Annotated in this window: 15 protein-coding genes and 1 riboswitch; of the genes, 5 read left to right on the plus strand and 10 right to left on the minus strand. The window is 32.3% G+C overall.

The genetic code is table 11. The annotated features are described in order from the left end of the window. Positions 1 to 49: 49 nt before the first annotated feature. A complete protein-coding gene (locus tag Q0829_RS07415) occupies positions 50 to 151 on the minus strand; it encodes a PLP-dependent transferase (RefSeq protein ID WP_298541543.1) in 102 nt (33 codons plus the stop codon). A 195-nt stretch (positions 152 to 346) separates the two neighbouring features. Between Q0829_RS07415 and Q0829_RS07420 the strand changes: the two genes are divergently transcribed. Further along, entirely contained in the window at positions 347 to 1,999 is a 1,653-nt protein-coding gene (locus Q0829_RS07420) for a hypothetical protein (RefSeq protein ID WP_298541544.1), read from the plus strand. 43 nt (positions 2,000 to 2,042) lie between these two features. Here Q0829_RS07420 and Q0829_RS07425 read toward each other — a convergent pair whose 3' ends face one another. From Q0829_RS07425 to Q0829_RS07440, 5 genes are all read right to left on the minus strand, one after another. Continuing rightward, the gene (locus Q0829_RS07425) at positions 2,043 to 3,221 is read right to left on the minus strand and encodes an aminotransferase class I/II-fold pyridoxal phosphate-dependent enzyme (protein WP_298541545.1); all 1,179 of its coding nucleotides are present in this window, start codon (positions 3,219 to 3,221) and stop codon (positions 2,043 to 2,045) included. Next, positions 3,218 to 3,643, minus strand: coding sequence for an OsmC family protein (locus Q0829_RS07430; RefSeq protein ID WP_298541546.1), 426 nt, complete (start codon positions 3,641 to 3,643; stop codon positions 3,218 to 3,220). The genes Q0829_RS07425 and Q0829_RS07430 overlap by 4 nt, the downstream gene beginning before the upstream one ends. A 274-nt stretch (positions 3,644 to 3,917) precedes the next feature. Beyond that, positions 3,918 to 6,329 carry a bifunctional aspartate kinase/homoserine dehydrogenase I gene (gene thrA, locus Q0829_RS07435; RefSeq protein WP_366892854.1) on the minus strand — a complete coding sequence of 804 codons (2,412 nt, stop codon included), beginning with the start codon at positions 6,327 to 6,329 and terminating at the stop codon, positions 3,918 to 3,920. A gap of 12 nt (positions 6,330 to 6,341) precedes the next feature. Beyond that, on the minus strand, positions 6,342 to 7,304 hold the full coding sequence (locus tag Q0829_RS27605) for an alpha/beta fold hydrolase (RefSeq protein WP_366892856.1): 963 nt from the start codon (positions 7,302 to 7,304) through the stop codon (positions 6,342 to 6,344). A gap of 87 nt (positions 7,305 to 7,391) precedes the next feature. After that, entirely contained in the window at positions 7,392 to 8,681 is a 1,290-nt protein-coding gene (locus Q0829_RS07440) for an O-acetylhomoserine aminocarboxypropyltransferase/cysteine synthase family protein (protein ID WP_298541547.1), read from the minus strand. 121 nt (positions 8,682 to 8,802) lie between these two features. Next, a riboswitch (SAM riboswitch) is annotated at positions 8,803 to 8,929 on the minus strand. Between the two features lie 370 nt (positions 8,930 to 9,299). Between Q0829_RS07440 and metK the strand changes: the two genes are divergently transcribed. The 4 genes from metK (at position 9,300) to Q0829_RS07460 (ending at position 12,139) form a co-directional block, all read left to right on the plus strand. Further along, entirely contained in the window at positions 9,300 to 10,556 is a 1,257-nt protein-coding gene (metK, locus tag Q0829_RS07445) for a methionine adenosyltransferase (protein ID WP_298541548.1), read from the plus strand. A gap of 187 nt (positions 10,557 to 10,743) precedes the next feature. Next, positions 10,744 to 11,109, plus strand: a complete 366-nt coding sequence (locus tag Q0829_RS07450; protein ID WP_298541549.1) for a hypothetical protein — start codon at positions 10,744 to 10,746, stop codon at positions 11,107 to 11,109. Positions 11,110 to 11,304: 195 nt separating this feature from the next. Further along, the gene (locus tag Q0829_RS07455) at positions 11,305 to 11,658 is read left to right on the plus strand and encodes a hypothetical protein (RefSeq protein WP_298541550.1); all 354 of its coding nucleotides are present in this window, start codon (positions 11,305 to 11,307) and stop codon (positions 11,656 to 11,658) included. Positions 11,659 to 11,794: 136 nt separating this feature from the next. Continuing rightward, positions 11,795 to 12,139 carry a hypothetical protein gene (locus tag Q0829_RS07460; protein ID WP_298541551.1) on the plus strand — a complete coding sequence of 115 codons (345 nt, stop codon included), beginning with the start codon at positions 11,795 to 11,797 and terminating at the stop codon, positions 12,137 to 12,139. An 18-nt stretch (positions 12,140 to 12,157) separates the two neighbouring features. Here the strand turns inward: Q0829_RS07460 and Q0829_RS07465 are convergent, their stop codons facing one another. The 4 genes from Q0829_RS07465 to Q0829_RS07480 all read right to left on the minus strand — a co-directional run bounded on the left by Q0829_RS07465 (position 12,158) and on the right by Q0829_RS07480 (position 16,600). Continuing rightward, positions 12,158 to 12,580, minus strand: a complete 423-nt coding sequence (locus tag Q0829_RS07465; protein ID WP_298541552.1) for a DoxX family protein — start codon at positions 12,578 to 12,580, stop codon at positions 12,158 to 12,160. A gap of 76 nt (positions 12,581 to 12,656) precedes the next feature. After that, positions 12,657 to 13,169 carry a DUF302 domain-containing protein gene (locus Q0829_RS07470; protein ID WP_298541553.1) on the minus strand — a complete coding sequence of 171 codons (513 nt, stop codon included), beginning with the start codon at positions 13,167 to 13,169 and terminating at the stop codon, positions 12,657 to 12,659. Positions 13,170 to 13,181: 12 nt separating this feature from the next. After that, positions 13,182 to 13,721: a hypothetical protein gene (locus Q0829_RS07475; protein ID WP_298541554.1), complete on the minus strand. Its 540-nt coding sequence runs from the start codon at positions 13,719 to 13,721 to the stop codon at positions 13,182 to 13,184. A gap of 140 nt (positions 13,722 to 13,861) precedes the next feature. Further along, the gene (locus Q0829_RS07480; protein WP_298541555.1) at positions 13,862 to 16,600 is read right to left on the minus strand and encodes an outer membrane beta-barrel protein; all 2,739 of its coding nucleotides are present in this window, start codon (positions 16,598 to 16,600) and stop codon (positions 13,862 to 13,864) included. Positions 16,601 to 16,686 lie beyond the last annotated feature (86 nt).

The raw sequence follows: 16,686 nt of genomic DNA on the forward strand, positions 1-16,686 counted from the left end.
TCTAAAGATTTTTAATAAAAAGGGTAGAAAAATTTTTCTACCCTTTTTATTATATAACTTCCAAGGCCTGTTTAATATCGGCTATCACATCATCAATATGTTCTAATCCTACTGAGCATCTTACCATTCCGTCAGTAATTCCTACCGCCAATTTATCCTCACAAAATGATAAATTATAATTTTATTTCAAAATTCATAGTAACAAATTATAAGTTTAAGACATTAATATAAAGATACTCTAAACCGCTTTTCTGAATTCCTCAATTAAAGAACATTTTGAAAATAAAATATTTGGAAAACTGTATTTTCAAATATTTAAAATAGAAATTTATCAAGTTAAAGAAACATGAGACATACCGTATTTTTATTAGCAATTTTTATTAGCAATTTGTGTATTTCGCAAACCGCTCCCTTTACTTGCGTAAAAAAAATTAATCCAGACACAAGAGGTACCGAAATTACAATTTCAGCAGAAAACTCTACAAACAATATAATTACCGAAGTTCCACCATGGATAATTATGGGATGTTGGAGAGGGTATTTTTACAACGAAGTGGGCAGAAACACACGTTTTATAACTACTGCAAAAAATATGGTAGATAATACTGAGGCTGGATCATGTAATAGTTTTATAGAAGCTTGCATTCCTAAAAGAACAGATTTCAACGTCTCCGTTAGAATACCTAACTATACCATTAGCGAAGTCCATCACGCAAATTGGCAAACCAGATCAACTGATCATATAAGAAATTATGCAGGAATATACGCAGCAGAAACGGTTAAGCAATTAGATAAAATAATTAATATAGGATTTGTTCATGGTGAAAATGGTGCGAATTATAGTCATGAATATCAAAACAACTTTAGAAGTTACGACACTACTGCTGTATGGTCTGCTCCATTAGAAAATTACTATGCATTTTTAAGTATGGCATGGTTAAAAAGTAATCAAGAAAATGGATGGGGGCATGAAGAGTATAATGATATGGGACCAATTGCTTGGCCAAGTACTGGATATTTAAAAAATGCCACCAAGATCAACTATGACAACAATTCAACGGCTCCAACATTTTCACCATACTACATAGGAGGCGAAAAGTTAACTAGCGGATTACGACACCCTTCATCTATTAAACACAATGGATATATCTATGTATTCTTTTCTGAATCTAGCCCAAGAATGATTTCTGCTTCTGGCATCAAAGTCCTAAGAGTTCCAGAATCCCAAGCTACAAACCCAAATGCATACAAAATTTATTATAATGGCGGTTGGTATAAATCATTACCTGAAAATTTCACTAAAGAAAGGCTAGCTGATTTTCTTCAAGTAGAAGGACCAAAAAGCACTTCTATTTTAGGATCTAGTCATCGATTTAGCGTTGCAAAAGTTCGAGACACCAATTACTTTATCGGAGTTAGAGAATATCGCAATCACACAAATAAAACTTACCATATTTCTTTGCACAAATCGTTCGATCTCACAAATTGGAGCGAAGGATATGACATCTATTTTGCTGATGATCAAGATGGTCAAGCTTGGAGTAAAAGTGATTTACATTATCCTATATTTATGGATAAATACGGAAAATCAAATACAGTTATCGACAGAGATAAGTTCTATATCTTGTTCAGTAAAACTAATGGCTTCGATAAAATAAGAAGATGGGAGCTAAATTTAACCTGTTCAGACGATGAAATACCTTGCCTTAAGCCACTAGATTTTACATTATCAAAAGAAAACAACACTCCCTCAACAACATTATTAGATTGTAGTAACATATACATTAAAAACAACATATTAATGTTACCAGTACTCACAAATGGTTCTTATAGTATCGAAATTTACAACATTTCCGGACAAAGGATAATGAGCAAATCACTTTCTAATAAAGAAAACTTACTATCACTTAAGAACTATGCTCCAAAGAATTCTATCCTATTGTATACTCTAAAAAACACAACTACAGGAAATTATTGCAATGGAAAAATAGTTTTTTAATAAAAAAGTCATAAAACATATCTAGTTTTAAATTAGATATGTTTTATGATTGTTCTAAAGCTTGCTCCAGATCCTCAATAATATCATCAATATGTTCTAATCCTACTGAGCATCTTACCATTCCGTCCGTAATTCCTACCGCCAATTTATCCTCTACCGCTAGTTTACTATGCGTTGTAGATGCAGGGTGAGTTACAATAGTTCTGGTATCTCCTAAATTCGCAGAAAGTGAACACATTTTTATGTTATCAAAAAATGTCTTTCCTCCTTTTACTCCGTTTTTAACTTCGAAAGCTACGATATTACCTCCTAATTTCATTTGCTTCTTAGCTACTTCGTATTGTGGGTGCGATTTAAGAAAAGGATATTTCACCCAATTTACTTTAGGATGTTCTTCTAAAAACTCGGCTAATTTTAAGGCATTTTCGCAATGTCTATCTACTCTTACTGCTAATGTCTCCAAACTTTTTGACAACACCCAAGCATTGAACGGTGATAAAGCAGGTCCCGTATTTCGAGAAAACAAATAAATCTCTCTAATCAATTCCTTTTTCCCTACAGTTACTCCCCCTAATACACGCCCCTGTCCATCAATCAATTTCGTAGCTGAATGAATCACTAAATCTGCACCAAATTTTATAGGGTTTTGTAAATATGGTGTTGCAAAACAATTATCAATAACCAATAACAGCTTATGTTTTTTCGCAATCTCACCTAACAACTCTAGATCTAATACATCTACCCCGGGATTTGTAGGAGATTCTGCATAAATGATTTTAGTATTAGGCTGTATCAGGCTTTCTACTTTATCAACCTCATTAACTGGAAAATAACTTGTTTCTATATTCCATTTAGGAAAGTATTTAGTAAACAACGAATGTGTGGATCCAAATACGGATCTTGCAGAAACTATATGATCACCAGCATCTAATAATGCCGCAAATGTAGAAAATACCGCAGCCATTCCTGTAGCAAAGGCATAGCCGTCTTCTGCTCCTTCTAATTTGCAGATTTTATCCACAAACTCTGTGGTATTGGGGTTACTAAAACGACTATACAAGTTGCGATCTTTCTCTTCTGCAAAGGCTGCTCTCATTTCTTCAGAATCTTCAAAAACAAATCCTGAAGTTAGATACATAGGTGTAGAATGTTCTAAAAACTGAGTTTTCTCTGTTTGAGTTCTTACAGCCTGTGTTTCAAAATTTTGGCTTTTTAAGCTCATACTTCTTTATTATTAACGACTACTTTATACTTGATCGTTGCGGTTGGCTCTAATGTTTTAGAAACGGAACAATATTTTTCGAATGATAATTGTGCTGCTCTTTTGGCTTTTTCTGGAGCTATCTCTCCTTCTAAATACACAGTAACCGAAATCTCTTTAAATGGTTTCGCTCCGTCAATTTCTACTCGGGATCCATCTACTTCGGCTCTATAATCTGTAATTTCTTGTCGTTGTTTTTTTAATATAGAAATCACATCGATAGCACTGCACCCAGCAACTCCCATCAACACATATTCCATTGGACTTGGTGCTAAATCATGGCCTCCGACTTCGGGTTTACTATCAATATAGGTTAGATGCCCTCTTTCATTTTTTAGCTCAAAATGATAATCGTTATCTATTCTTTTTAACTCTATTTTCATTGTTTCTGTTTTATTTATGTTATTTGGGCGTACCCTTCGACTCCACTTCGACAACACTTCGACAACACTTCGACAACACTTCGACAAGCTCAGTGTGACATCTTAGTGTGGCATCTTAGTGTGACATCTCAGGGTCGGGCTTTCTGCTATATTTTTTCTGTTTACTTTTCGACTCCGCTCTAAGTACCAGAAAAGGATGCCACATCAAATGTTTTACATTCATGATTTCTTAAATCGATAAAAAACAATGAGTAATCTCTAATGCAATTAAATTTTATCCTTTTTCAGTCAATCTTAATATATCTCCAAAGACTCCTCTAGCAGTTACTGCTGCTCCTGCTCCTGCTCCCTGAATTACTATTGGTTGATCTCCGTATGATTCTGTATAAATTTCGAATATAGAGTCGGATCCTTTTACTTGTCCTAACGCACTACTTTCTTCAACAGATACCAATTTAACATCCAAAATACCTTTTTCTTTGAATAAATCACCGTGTAAATCTCCAATATATCTCAACACATGGTTAGGTTTTTGTTCATCCTTTATTTTTTGATACACGATATCTAATTCTTCTAATTTCTCCAAAAACTCATTCGCACTTCCTTCTCTTAATTTCTCAGGTATCAAATTATGGATATTGATATCTGTAAATTCGTTACTAAGATCTAGTTCTCGTGCTAAAATCAACAATTTCCTCCCTACATCATTTCCACATAAATCCTCCCGAGGATCTGGTTCTGTAAAACCTTTATCAATAGCTTCCTGCAATACATCACTAAACAACCTTTTTCCATTAGAAAAGGTATTAAACAAATAACTTAACGACCCAGAAAAAACACCTTTGATTCTTGTAATATTTTCGCCAGATAAGTGTAAAAGTTTGATTGTATCGATTAGAGGCAATCCAGCACCTACGTTTGTTTCGTATAAATATTGCTTTTGATGTTCTTCTAACTTTGCTCGAAGCTTTTTATAGAAATCAAAACTTAATGTATTCGCTACTTTATTTGATGAAACTAAATCAAATCCATTTTCTACTAAAGTGATATAATTACCTACAAACTCTTCGCTAGCTGTATTATCAATTGCAATTAAATTTTCTAAATGATGCTCATCTACAAACTTAATGAGATCATCTATTCTATAAGAACTTCCTTCTTTTATATCCGATTGCCAATTAGCATCGACTCCGTTTTTATTTAAAAGTATCTTTTTAGAATTTGCAATTGCAAAAATATTTAAGTCAATCTTTTTTCTTTTTTCAATCTTCTTTGCAGATTCTAAAATCTGATCAATCAATGTTCCTCCTACCAATCCATGCCCAAATACGGCGATATTTATTTTTTTTGCTATTCCAAAAATTTCTCCATGAATCACATTCAATGCTTTATGAAGTTGATTTTTATAAACAACTAAGCTTACATTTTTTCCAGAAACAGTATTATTAAAAAGCAGTGGAATAACCTGATTCTTGATTAATGCATTATACGGACGATGAAAAGTACTTAGGTCTTGTCCGATAATAGAAATTACAGATACATCATTTTCTACTGTAATTGTAGTTACATCTCGTTTATAGAAATCCGCTTCAAACTCTTCTTCTAATACTTTTTTAGCTTCTATTGCTTTATTCGCTTCTACTACTAATCCTATACCTCGCTCTGATGAACCTTGAGAAATTATACTTACACTTATATTTTTATAGGCTAATGCCTTAAAAATCCTTGCATCTACTCCTACTTTTCCTAACAGACCTCTTCCTTCTAAATTAATTAAAGAAACATTTTCTAAAACCGAAAGAGATTTAATTCCTTTCTCATCATTTTCTGCAGTGATCAAAGTTCCTTTGTTTTTATGATCAAAAGTATTTAAAATACGCAAAGGAATATTTTTTTCTATCAGCGGAATAATAGTTTTAGCGTGCAAAATATTAGCTCCAAAATAAGCCAATTCATTAGCTTCCGTAAATGTCAGTTTTTCTATCTTTTTCGCATCAGGTACTAAATCCGGATTTGCAGTATAAATACCACTTACATGAGTGAAATTTTGTAGCTCTTCTGCATCCAAGTAATTTGCTAATAAAGCGGCTGTATAATTACTTCCATTTCTACCGAGTGTTGTCGTTTCATTATTCGTGTTAGATGCTATAAATCCAGTAACTACATTGACGGTTGTCCCATTATACTTTTTAAAATGATCAACTACATTTTTTTTAGATAATGTATCCAAAGGTTCAGCCTCGCCAAATTTACCATCAGTTTTGATTAATTCTCTACTATCTGTAAAATTAGCGTTCACTCCTTTTTCTTTAAGAATATGCGTAAGCAGTTTTGCAGAGATCACTTCTCCTTGAGACAATACTTGGTCTTTTATTCTTTTACTATAATCTCCTAACAGGGATACTCCCTCAAAAAGCTTATCTAAGGTTTCGAACTCATCATCTACGTTAAAATTAGGATAATCAGCTACTTGATATTGCTTAAATACTTCTAGTTGTTTCTGATAACTTTCACTTTTAACGGCTTTATTTAAAATAGCTTCTAATTCATCCGTTGATTTCCCCCTTGCAGACAACACCACGGTAATTAATTCGCCATTACTAACTTTATCTTCTATTATATCAACCACTTTATGAATTCCTTCACCATTAGAAAGTGATTTCCCCCCAAATTTTAAAATTTTCATCTTTATATTATTTCAAAATACATCTACTAACAACTTACTGAGTTGATCAAATTCTATTAAAAACGCATCATGTCCGTGAACGGAATCTATAATTTGATGCGTCACATTTTGTTTTACCTCTTTTAACTCTTTAAAAGTGATTTCATCTTCTGCTGCAGTAAAAAAGCCATCAGAATTCACACTGATGATATGGATATTGGATTTAATTGTAGTTGCTAACTCTTTAAAACTATCTCTTCCTTCTGTTATATCTATATTTGCTAATATGTAATTCAATTCTTTATATGCAGAAAGTGTAAATCGATCATCTAGTTTATTTCCGTGATGAAATAACCAACTTTCTACGTTGTACATATTTTTTTCATCATTATAACTTCTATCAAATTTTTGTCTAAATGACTCTGGAGATCTATAGATAAGCATCGCATGTAATCTAGCGTCATGGACAGGGTTATCAGAATTCGATAAAATCTGTTCTTGTACCAAGCAATTTGCCTTTAACCAATCGGTAGATTTCCAATCTGTTGCTACAGGAATTAAATGTTCAATTAAACCAGGACTTAAAGCAGCAATTTCCCAAGCAATCCCTCCACCAACAGATCCTCCAATAACAGCATAGAGATTGTTGATTCCTAGTTGTTCCAATCCTTTTACAAAAATTGCCGCGATATCTCTGGCGTTAAAAAGTTTATAATCAGAAATTAAATTCTCTTCTTTACCGTCATAACCATTACCCGGAATATTAAATGATAATACCGTGTACTTATCTGTATCTATACATTTTCCACTTCCTATCAAACCGTTCCACCATCCTTGATCACCACAAACTTTAGAATTACCTGTCAATGCGTGATTAACCAAAACTATTGGAGCCTTATATAAAGGTTTCCCAAACACTTCATAAAACAAAGGAATTTGGTTAATATTTTTTCCTTTAGAAGTTATGAAATCAGATATTTGAACTTGTAGGAGCATATTTTACGTTAACTTCATAAGAGTACAACCAACCTTTTTACCAACTTATAGTTAATGGGTCAGAAACTCAATGCTTGTGAATTATATCTATTTTACTTTTTCGGCTACTTTAGCAAATGCACTTTTTAGGTCTGTTTTTAAATCTTCTACATCTTCTAACCCGACTGAAAGTCTTATCAAGTCCTGAGTTACCCCAGTCGACTCTTGTTGTTCCGGATTTAACTGTTGATGTGTAGTACTTGCGGGATGTATAATCAGAGACTTAGAATCTCCGATATTTGCTAGTAATGAAAATATTTTGGTTTCATTCGCTACCGTTTTTGCTGAATCAAAACCTCCTTTTATTCCAAAAGTTATGATACCGCTCTGCCCCTTAGGAAGGTATTCTTTTGCTAATTTATTATAGGAATCAGTTTCTAATCCAGGATATTTTACCCAGGTAACCTCATCTTGCTCTTGTAACCATTTTGCCAATGAAAGTGCATTTTCACTATGCTTTTTAATCCTAATCTCTAAGGTTTCTAACCCTTGTAAAATCTGAAATGCATTAAAGGGGCTTAAGGCAGCACCGTGATCTCGTAATCCTTCTATTCGTGTCTTAGCAATAAATGCTGCAGCACCTAAGGCATCATGATATACTAACCCATGATAACCTGGTGATGGTTCCGTAAATTCAGGAAATTTACCGCTTGACCAGTCAAAAGTTCCTGCATCAATAATCACTCCTCCAAGAGAAGTTCCATTTCCACTTATATATTTAGTTAATGAATGAATTACAATATTAGCTCCATGCGCTATTGGATTCAATAATGCAGGTGTTGCAACTGTATTATCGACTATAAGTGGGACTTTATAGGCTTTAGCTTCTGTAGAAATAGCTTTTAGATCTAATACATCTAATTTGGGGTTACCAAGTGACTCTACAAAAAATACTCTGGTATTCTCCTGTACCGCACTTTTAAAATTCTCAACATCTGATGGATCTACAAAAGTTGTTGTGATTCCAAATCTTGGGAGTGTAACATTTAAAAGGTTATACGTTCCACCGTACAAACTACTAGAAGCAACGATATGATCACCTGCTTTTAATAATGTTAATAATGTAGTATTAATTGCTGCTGTACCAGATGCGGTTACTACGGCAGCAATCCCTCCTTCTAAAGCTGCCAAACGTTGCTCTAAAATGTCATTGGTAGGGTTGTTTAATCGCGTATAGATAAATCCAGGTTCTGATAAATTAAACAGGTTAGCGGCATGATCAGCATCATTAAAAACATAAGATGTAGTTTGATAAATAGGAACTGCTCTCGTTCCTCCGTTAGTTTTCACATCGTGACCAGCGTGTAAAGCTTCTGTTGCAAATTTTTGTGCGCTCATAATTTTCTATTTTAAATTTTAATAATTAAATAAAATTCAAATACATCAAACACTATTTAGTGTGTGGTTATAGAAAATTAAAAAGAAAGGAAACGACAGTTACAAGAATTGTAATTGTATCGAGTTATCTTCTTCGTCAATGACGAATAGAATTTAGCACCTTCTTTAAAATCCTGATATGCATCAGAACAAATAAAGGGTTGCTAAGGTTTCATAGGGTCTATTCCCTCCACCTTTCTTAATAACTTACTAATATGTATAAGAAACTTCGAAGCAAAGCTAGTAATTATTTTTAAACTTGAAACAATTTGTTTTAAAAATTATATGTATCGAAAAAAACACCCTTAAAAGGAATTTTTTATTGGAAGAAAATTAATGATACGTTAAATACTTTCGAATATTATCATTTTTTTTACCTTTGCCGAATTATTAAAAGGGATAGATTTGACTGATTGCAACCCTAAAAGGATCTGAAAATACGAGTATTCATAGTTGAATATAGAATTGATTCAGTAATTAAATGCTAAAGCAGTTCGATACGGTTTTATTCTAATCGAAAGCTTCTATATTGCAATCCTGTCATATTTACTATAGTTTATTCTATAAAAACAACAAAGAATGGCATATTTATTTACTTCGGAAAGTGTATCTGAAGGACATCCGGATAAAGTAGCAGATCAAATTAGTGACGCTTTACTAGATAACTTTTTAGCTTTTGACAAAGATTCAAAGGTAGCTTGTGAAACTTTAGTAACTACCGGTCAAGTTGTACTTGCCGGTGAGGTCAAATCCAAAACCTATCTTGACGTACAGCACATTGCAAGAGAAGTAATTAACGAAATCGGCTACACTAAAGGAGCGTACCAATTTAGCGGAGATTCTTGTGGAGTAATTTCTCTTATTCATGAACAGTCTCAGGATATTAACCAAGGTGTTGACAGAGAAACTAAAGAAGAGCAAGGTGCAGGTGATCAAGGAATGATGTTTGGTTATGCTACTAAAGAAACTGAAAACTATATGCCTCTGGCATTAGACATTTCTCACAAGATTCTTATTGAATTAGCTAAACTAAGAAGAGAAGGAACCGAAATCACATACTTACGTCCTGATTCTAAAAGTCAAGTGACTATAGAATATAGTGATGACAATGTACCTCAGCGTATTGTAGCTATCGTTGTATCCACACAACACGATGATTTTGACATTGATGATGATGTAATGTTAGCAAAGATCAAAAATGATATTGTTTCTATATTAATGCCTAGAGTAATTTCTCAATTACCTAAATATGTAAGGGATTTATTTAATGATCAAATAACATATCATATTAACCCTACTGGTAAATTTGTAATTGGCGGACCGCACGGAGATACGGGGCTTACGGGACGTAAAATTATTGTTGACACGTACGGTGGAAAAGGAGCTCACGGTGGTGGAGCATTTTCTGGAAAAGATCCAAGTAAAGTAGATCGTTCTGCTGCTTATGCATCTAGACACATTGCTAAAAATCTTGTAGCAGCAGGAGTTGCAAGTGAAGCATTGGTGCAGGTATCATATGCTATCGGAGTTGTAGAGCCAACTTCAATTTTTGTTGACACTTATGGTACAAGCAACTTAGATATTACTGATGGAGAAATTGCAGAAAAAGTAGCGGCAATATTTGATATGCGACCAGCTGCTATTGAAGAACGTCTTAAGTTACGTAACCCTATCTATAAAGAAACTGCGGCTTATGGGCATATGGGAAAAGAACCAAAACTAGTTACAAAAGTTTTTGAAAGTCCATACTCTGGTAAGGTAGAAAAAGAAGTAGAATTGTTTACCTGGGAAAAACTTGATTACGTAGATCAGGTAAAAAAGGCTTTTAAAATCTAATTTTATCATTAATTTGATGTAAATTTGTAGCCTCCAATGCTTTATGGTATTCATTAGTATTAAAACAAGTTTTATTACTAAATCAGATACTATATAAAGACCTACGAATACTAAATAGTTAAAGTGAGTATTATTCTAAACGAATATCTTTAACACAAATGATTAAATTATCAAAAAAAGTATTGAAATGAGATTAAAAATTGGAATCGCCTTCATATTGTTTTGTGTCTGTAGCATATCTTTCGGACAAGATTATAAAAGCAATACTAAATCCCTCAAAGAAGTTGATATCAAAATAGAGGAAGGGCAATACAGTGCAGATGACTCGGTTTCTGCCGACAGATTAATAATTGAAAGTTCTGAAAATGCGAAGTTAGGTGAAGATTATAATACCGCTTTTACCGATGAAGAATGGGCTGACATTAAAGAACAAATTCTAAACAATAAAAAAAGAATTACAGAAAACAATGAAGTTTTTGTTTCTAAAACTATAGATACTGTTTTTGTTACTGCCGCTAGCTTCGATAAAAAATCGCAATTATCTGGCTGGTAAAACAAACACTGATTATTTTATAAAACACTATAAAGACTGTCCTAAAAGACAGTCTTTTTTTATAGCTAATAATTACTATTTCTTAGTTAGGGGGATAATTCCTAAATAAAAAGGGTTGTTTTCCCTCTGGCAATATTATTATAAACATATTAAATTAGCTTCTGAAAATCAAACAGTTATAAAAAAGAAAAAACTATGAAATTAAAAATGATAATGATGATAGCTTTGGTATGGATTGGTCAAAGCACATTCGGACAAGTTAATGAAACTAAAAGCAACGCAATAGAAAACAGTATCTCTGAAAACCTAAAAGAGAAAAATACTAAAGATACTGTTATCAAACCTATTTCTGAACAAGACATATCCTATAACAATAATAATGATGCATTTTATAGTGAAAAGGAATGGAAAAAAATGAAAAGACAAATTCGAAGAAATAAAAAAAGAATTACAAGTAATAAGGATGGGATTTATAACTCAAAAGTCTTAGACACTGTTTACTTAGAGATAAAAATCACTAAAACTAACTCGCAAATTACTGATTGGTAAAACAGTAGAAAAGTTTATCTAAGTTTTATATTAAAATGATATCTTATTAAAATTTTGAAAGGAATTAGAAAAGATTAGTAATTATATACTATATCGGCGTAATTTTTGATATCAATTTAATATAAAACACTTCATTATGAAAACCGACAGTTACACCAAAACTATCTTAACTATTATTGCCGTTTGTTTAAGTATTATCGTTTTAAAAGATATAAACATCATACCAAAAGCATACGCTAACGATACAGGAATCTCATCCAATTACGGAATAGTGCCTGTTAATGATGATGGAACAATTACCGTTAAACTCGACACCTCTGACGAAATTGATGTAAACATAAAACGTATCAATACCTACGATAAACTGAAGGTAGATATCAATAAAGTAAGTACAAGTGATGAACTAAATATAAACATTGATGAAATAGGCGGCAACTACGTATCAAGCGGAGGCCCGATCAAAGTTAAAATACAAAATTAATTTTATAAGTTATTATCTCTATTGCTGCATTTTCAGATAATAGTCCACAGAATGTTTTCCTGAACCGTAAAACATAAAGAATACGCACAACAAAAACACAACACTGGCGACAATCAAGTTAGCTATGTGCATCTCGCCTACAAAATTGATAATGATTGCTCCAATCAAAAGAGGTAATTGTGCAGCAACAGACCACCGGGTCAATAAACCGAAAGCGATTAGAATACCTCCCATTAAATGGGCAGGAGCAACATAATGAATTACGATCATTCCTCCAGCAAGGTTTTGAACCGGTTTTAGTAAGTCTACTAATATTTGACTATTGCTAATGAAGTTTATTCCTTTTAAAAATAAAAATACACCTAAGGCAATTCTAAGAAGGTCTAATGGATAATATGTATGGGCATTAGCCCATTTATTTAATGATTTTATAGTTGGCATAATATAAAAAGATATTGATTAGACAACTATAAGATACTGATTTTTAATATAATAAAAAAAATTACAGCATTACCAATTATAATCCCGATGCAACAGAAGTGATTTTGTCTAAAGCAGCACTTATCTTAATCAATATTTCTTGTACATCCTTTATCTCATGACGTTGTTGTAAATACTTTGGATCATTGTATGAAATTCTAACTACATCCTTATCATCTTGCCATACTAATATTTTCTGTGGGAGATCTAACCCTGTCGTTTGAGCACTTTGCATTAAAGGAGTTCCTAAATTAGGATTACCGAACATAACAATTCTTGTTGGATTTAGCTTTAACCCAACAGAAGCTGCATTAGCTTGATGATCTAATTGCGCTATTATTTTCAGATTAGGATTGTTCTCGATCACTTTAACAAGTGTATTATATGTTTCATCAAAGTTCTTGGTACTTTCTTTAGTTATGATTCCTTTTTGTGTTGACATTTCCATTGGTTCTAATACATTTTGTTCTGTTTTAGACGTGTCATTAACAACTTGATTACAGGAAAATAAAGTTAAAATAAATAGATAGCTAAAAATCAATCTTTTCATTTGAAATAAATTTTAGTATAAAACTTGATTATCATTTTTTTCATAGTTACAATCATTCCTATTGACATACCAGATTACTTTTACATCATCACTATAGTCATCACTTTTATTTACATCAGAATGGTCTAGATAAACTTGGGTCATTTCTCCAGTTGTTCCCAAAACCGATTGCCAATAATGAGTCTTAACAAGATTTATATGATTTCGTTCTCTAGATGGAGCTTGTCCCATAATTCTGGATAACTGAGCATATACGTGTCCTTTATTAATTGTTAAAAACTGCGCATCGGCTGTATGTTCAACAGCAAAAACCCCTGTTAAACCATCTTTCTTATATTCACTATATTGCCCCCATCCAACTCGTATTTCGCATCCCTGGCGAACAGCTTTTTTAAGATTATCAATATCGCCTAATAATGGATTCCCTTCACTATCATTACTATAAACAATCTGCCATCCCTTTAAATCATTTGTAGAGTTTTTATTTTGTTGTCCTTTACTACAAGAGCTACACCAAACTACCAATAGAAACATTGTTAAACTTCTAAACATCCAGTTACTTTTTATAATAAAGATAATCGAAAACCAAAACAAATTCTAATTTCACATAAGATTAACGTGTTATCAAACTCTCTTAAAACTTGACTAATGGATGCTCCTAAAAGGTTAAAATCAATTTTCAGTAATTATTATCATAGATTATATTTTATACTTAATATCCAAAATCGAGGTTGTACAATATAACTAGAAGTACTATTGAATAGCTCATTAAAGTTATCTCTATTTATACTCTCGGTATCTAATAAGTTGGTAACCGAAAATTTATATTCCCATTTACTATCAGGTTTTTGATAAAACACTTCAGCATCCCAAAAACTATACTCGTTCAATGTAGTATTTGTATCACTATAATTATAATAACTATAAGAAGATTTTAACAAAAAGCCCTTAGCAAATGTCCAGTCCAGCCTTGCAAAAGGACGACTGGTATAAAAAGTACTTTTAGCACCATTATTATCGTAATCATTTATAGAAATACTATATCCTAAGTCAAAATTTGGACCTTTTTTAAAATTAGTGGACCATTCTGTTTGGTACGTTTGCGTAAGACTTATACTCTCGCTTGGTAATGTATTTACAATATTATTAAAACTAGACCAGCTAATATTAGCATTTAGGTTTCCTTTAATCTTACCAAAAGTTCTTGTAAAATTTCCGCTAGCCGAAAGTACCTGATCTGCAAGATTAGAGTTAATTGGAGTATCTACTCTATTTATACCTGATACAACACTTGTATTCTTAATGGGATTGCGTCTATTTGTATAATTCAATCTAGCAAAAATATTAGTATAATTAAACATATTAAAACTAAAATAGTTTAATGAATAATTATCATACAAAGCATTCTCCAAGTTCCTGTTTCCTTGGGATAACGAGTTATAATTACTAAACACATATCCTTCGGCTAAACGATTGATGTCCGTATAATTAGCCGTGATTGAATAATTAAAACGTAAACTCTCGCTCTTTTTAAACTGAACCAAAGCAAAAAAATCCGGTAATACTTGCCATTCATTTTGATTAACTATGGTACCTAACTGTTCATCCTTAAGACTATAATTATGAACACTTACTCCTGGGTTAAATGTAAAAATCCCAGTGATAAACTTGTAGTGTAACCCAGCATAAATATCATTAAAATTATAAGTCACATCATTAGTAAACTCATCCGCTTCAAAATCATTTTGATTTCCATTTTCTAAAATCTGAAAAATATCAGAATCAAATTTCTGAGTGCTTAACGTAGAACCTACTGTAAAGTTTATATTGCTTTTTTTATTTAAAACATAGTAATAATCAAGTGTCGCATCCAATTTACTAGTTTTTATATTTTTTTGTTGGTTAATATTGTATCTATCTGATTCTTCTAAAGGATCGTATGTATCTAAACTAGGATCATCTGGATCAGTAATTTGTGTAAAAATTCCTCTAAAAGGAATTTCTGACCTAATAGCATTATAAAACGGATCTTCTTCTTGAAATAAGTATTGAGCTTCAAAAGCAAAAATGTTTTTTGAATCAAGAGTATAATAAGTGCTTAAATTCTGTTGTATAGAAAAAGGACTATTCTCAAGCATTTCATTGATATCTTCAGAAATTTCATCTCTTTCAGAAATAAAAGTATCTTCTTCTTCTTGTTTTGAAATCTTTCCAAAAATGTCATAATCCAGCCTAAAATTATTATTTGGATTATAACTTGCACTTAATTTCAGCAATCCTAATTTACTTCGTTGTTCTGTATTATCAAAAGTCTCTTCTATTGTATTATCTGTAGGATCCGGTGTATCATCAATATAAGTTCTTCGGGTGGTAGTGATCAAATCTGTTTTGGTATCACTAACAATTCCATATCCGCTAACATCTAATTTTTCACTAGCAGATAAGCTAAAATTAGCTGCCCCAAACTTTGTATTAATTTCATTAGCTCGATTGTTCTGTAATACGGCAAAAGCAAGATCATCTGTTGTTATATTAAAGGATGTCCCTCCTCTTTCTAAATTTCTAAAACCACCAGTAAAGTTGAAGTAATCTCTTCTGGTAAATGGTACTTCTCCTATATCATTAAAATCTGTTAAAATATTAATACTGTATGTAGGACTGTAATAAAATAGTTTTGGTTTTACTAAATACCGTTCGGTCTCGCCAACTCCTGCACCGGCTACAACCTCTCCAAACCAAAAGTTTTTTTTCCCTTCTTTTAACTTAATATTTATTGCTACTTGATCTTGAGTATTTCGCAAACCACGCATCTGCCCAACATCTTCGTAATTCCTTAGCACTTCTACTTTATCCAAAGCATCTGCCGGAATATTTTTAGTAGCCAATTTTGAGTCACCGTCAAAAAAATCCTTCCCCTCAACCATGACTTTTGATACCGTTTTGCCTTCTACTTCAATCTCTCCATCATCGTTCACCTCTATTCCAGGCAATTTTTCTAGTACATCACCTAACTTTTTTTCATTACCATTGGTAAATGAGTCGGTATTATAAACTAGTGTATCTCCCTTAACCACTACTGGCATCTCATATACTATTTCTACTTCATCAAGGTTATTCTCTTCTGCTATCATTTCGAAATTAGTTGTAACATCTTGATTCGTAACCTTGATAGTCTTATCATTCGCAGAGAGCCCAATAAAACTAACCTTAAGTATATATGCATCATTTACAGGTATGGATAGTTTATATTTACCTTTATCGTTAGTAATACCATAGGCAACCATAACATTGTCTACTTTTTTATAAGCGATAACATTAGCCATTTCTAATGGGTTGCCTAATGAATCTTTTACAAATCCAGTAACTTGAATCTTTTGCGCAGACATAGTGATCCCTAGCAACAATATTGCATACAGTATTTTTTGCTTCATTTTTTTGATTGATTTATGATATCATCTTTATTAGTCTTTTACCTTGGTGGTCCGAACCTGTAGAAGATCTATCAAGTACTTGTTTT

Source organism: uncultured Aquimarina sp., assembly GCF_947492405.1.
In the GTDB taxonomy this organism is placed as follows: Bacteria; Bacteroidota; Bacteroidia; order Flavobacteriales; family Flavobacteriaceae; genus Aquimarina.

Bases quoted from the DNA above. Each gene is read 5' to 3' on its own strand.
- Q0829_RS07475 (WP_298541554.1), bottom strand. From the start codon at position 13,721: ATGTTTAGAAGTTTAACAATGTTTCTATTGGTAGTTTGGTGTAGCTCT.
- Q0829_RS07470 (WP_298541553.1), bottom strand. From the start codon at position 13,169: ATGAAAAGATTGATTTTTAGCTATCTATTTATTTTAACTTTATTTTCC.
- Q0829_RS07425 (WP_298541545.1), bottom strand. From the start codon at position 3,221: ATGAGCTTAAAAAGCCAAAATTTTGAAACACAGGCTGTAAGAACTCAA.
- Q0829_RS07455 (WP_298541550.1), top strand. From the start codon at position 11,305: ATGAAATTAAAAATGATAATGATGATAGCTTTGGTATGGATTGGTCAA.
- Q0829_RS27605 (WP_366892856.1), bottom strand. From the start codon at position 7,304: ATGCTCCTACAAGTTCAAATATCTGATTTCATAACTTCTAAAGGAAAA.
- thrA (WP_366892854.1), bottom strand. From the start codon at position 6,329: ATGAAAATTTTAAAATTTGGGGGGAAATCACTTTCTAATGGTGAAGGA.
- Q0829_RS07450 (WP_298541549.1), top strand. From the start codon at position 10,744: ATGAGATTAAAAATTGGAATCGCCTTCATATTGTTTTGTGTCTGTAGC.
- Q0829_RS07460 (WP_298541551.1), top strand. From the start codon at position 11,795: ATGAAAACCGACAGTTACACCAAAACTATCTTAACTATTATTGCCGTT.
- Q0829_RS07440 (WP_298541547.1), bottom strand. From the start codon at position 8,681: ATGAGCGCACAAAAATTTGCAACAGAAGCTTTACACGCTGGTCACGAT.
- Q0829_RS07420 (WP_298541544.1), top strand. From the start codon at position 347: ATGAGACATACCGTATTTTTATTAGCAATTTTTATTAGCAATTTGTGT.
- Q0829_RS07465 (WP_298541552.1), bottom strand. From the start codon at position 12,580: ATGCCAACTATAAAATCATTAAATAAATGGGCTAATGCCCATACATAT.
- Q0829_RS07480 (WP_298541555.1), bottom strand. From the start codon at position 16,600: ATGAAGCAAAAAATACTGTATGCAATATTGTTGCTAGGGATCACTATG.
- Q0829_RS07430 (WP_298541546.1), bottom strand. From the start codon at position 3,643: ATGAAAATAGAGTTAAAAAGAATAGATAACGATTATCATTTTGAGCTA.
- metK (WP_298541548.1), top strand. From the start codon at position 9,300: ATGGCATATTTATTTACTTCGGAAAGTGTATCTGAAGGACATCCGGAT.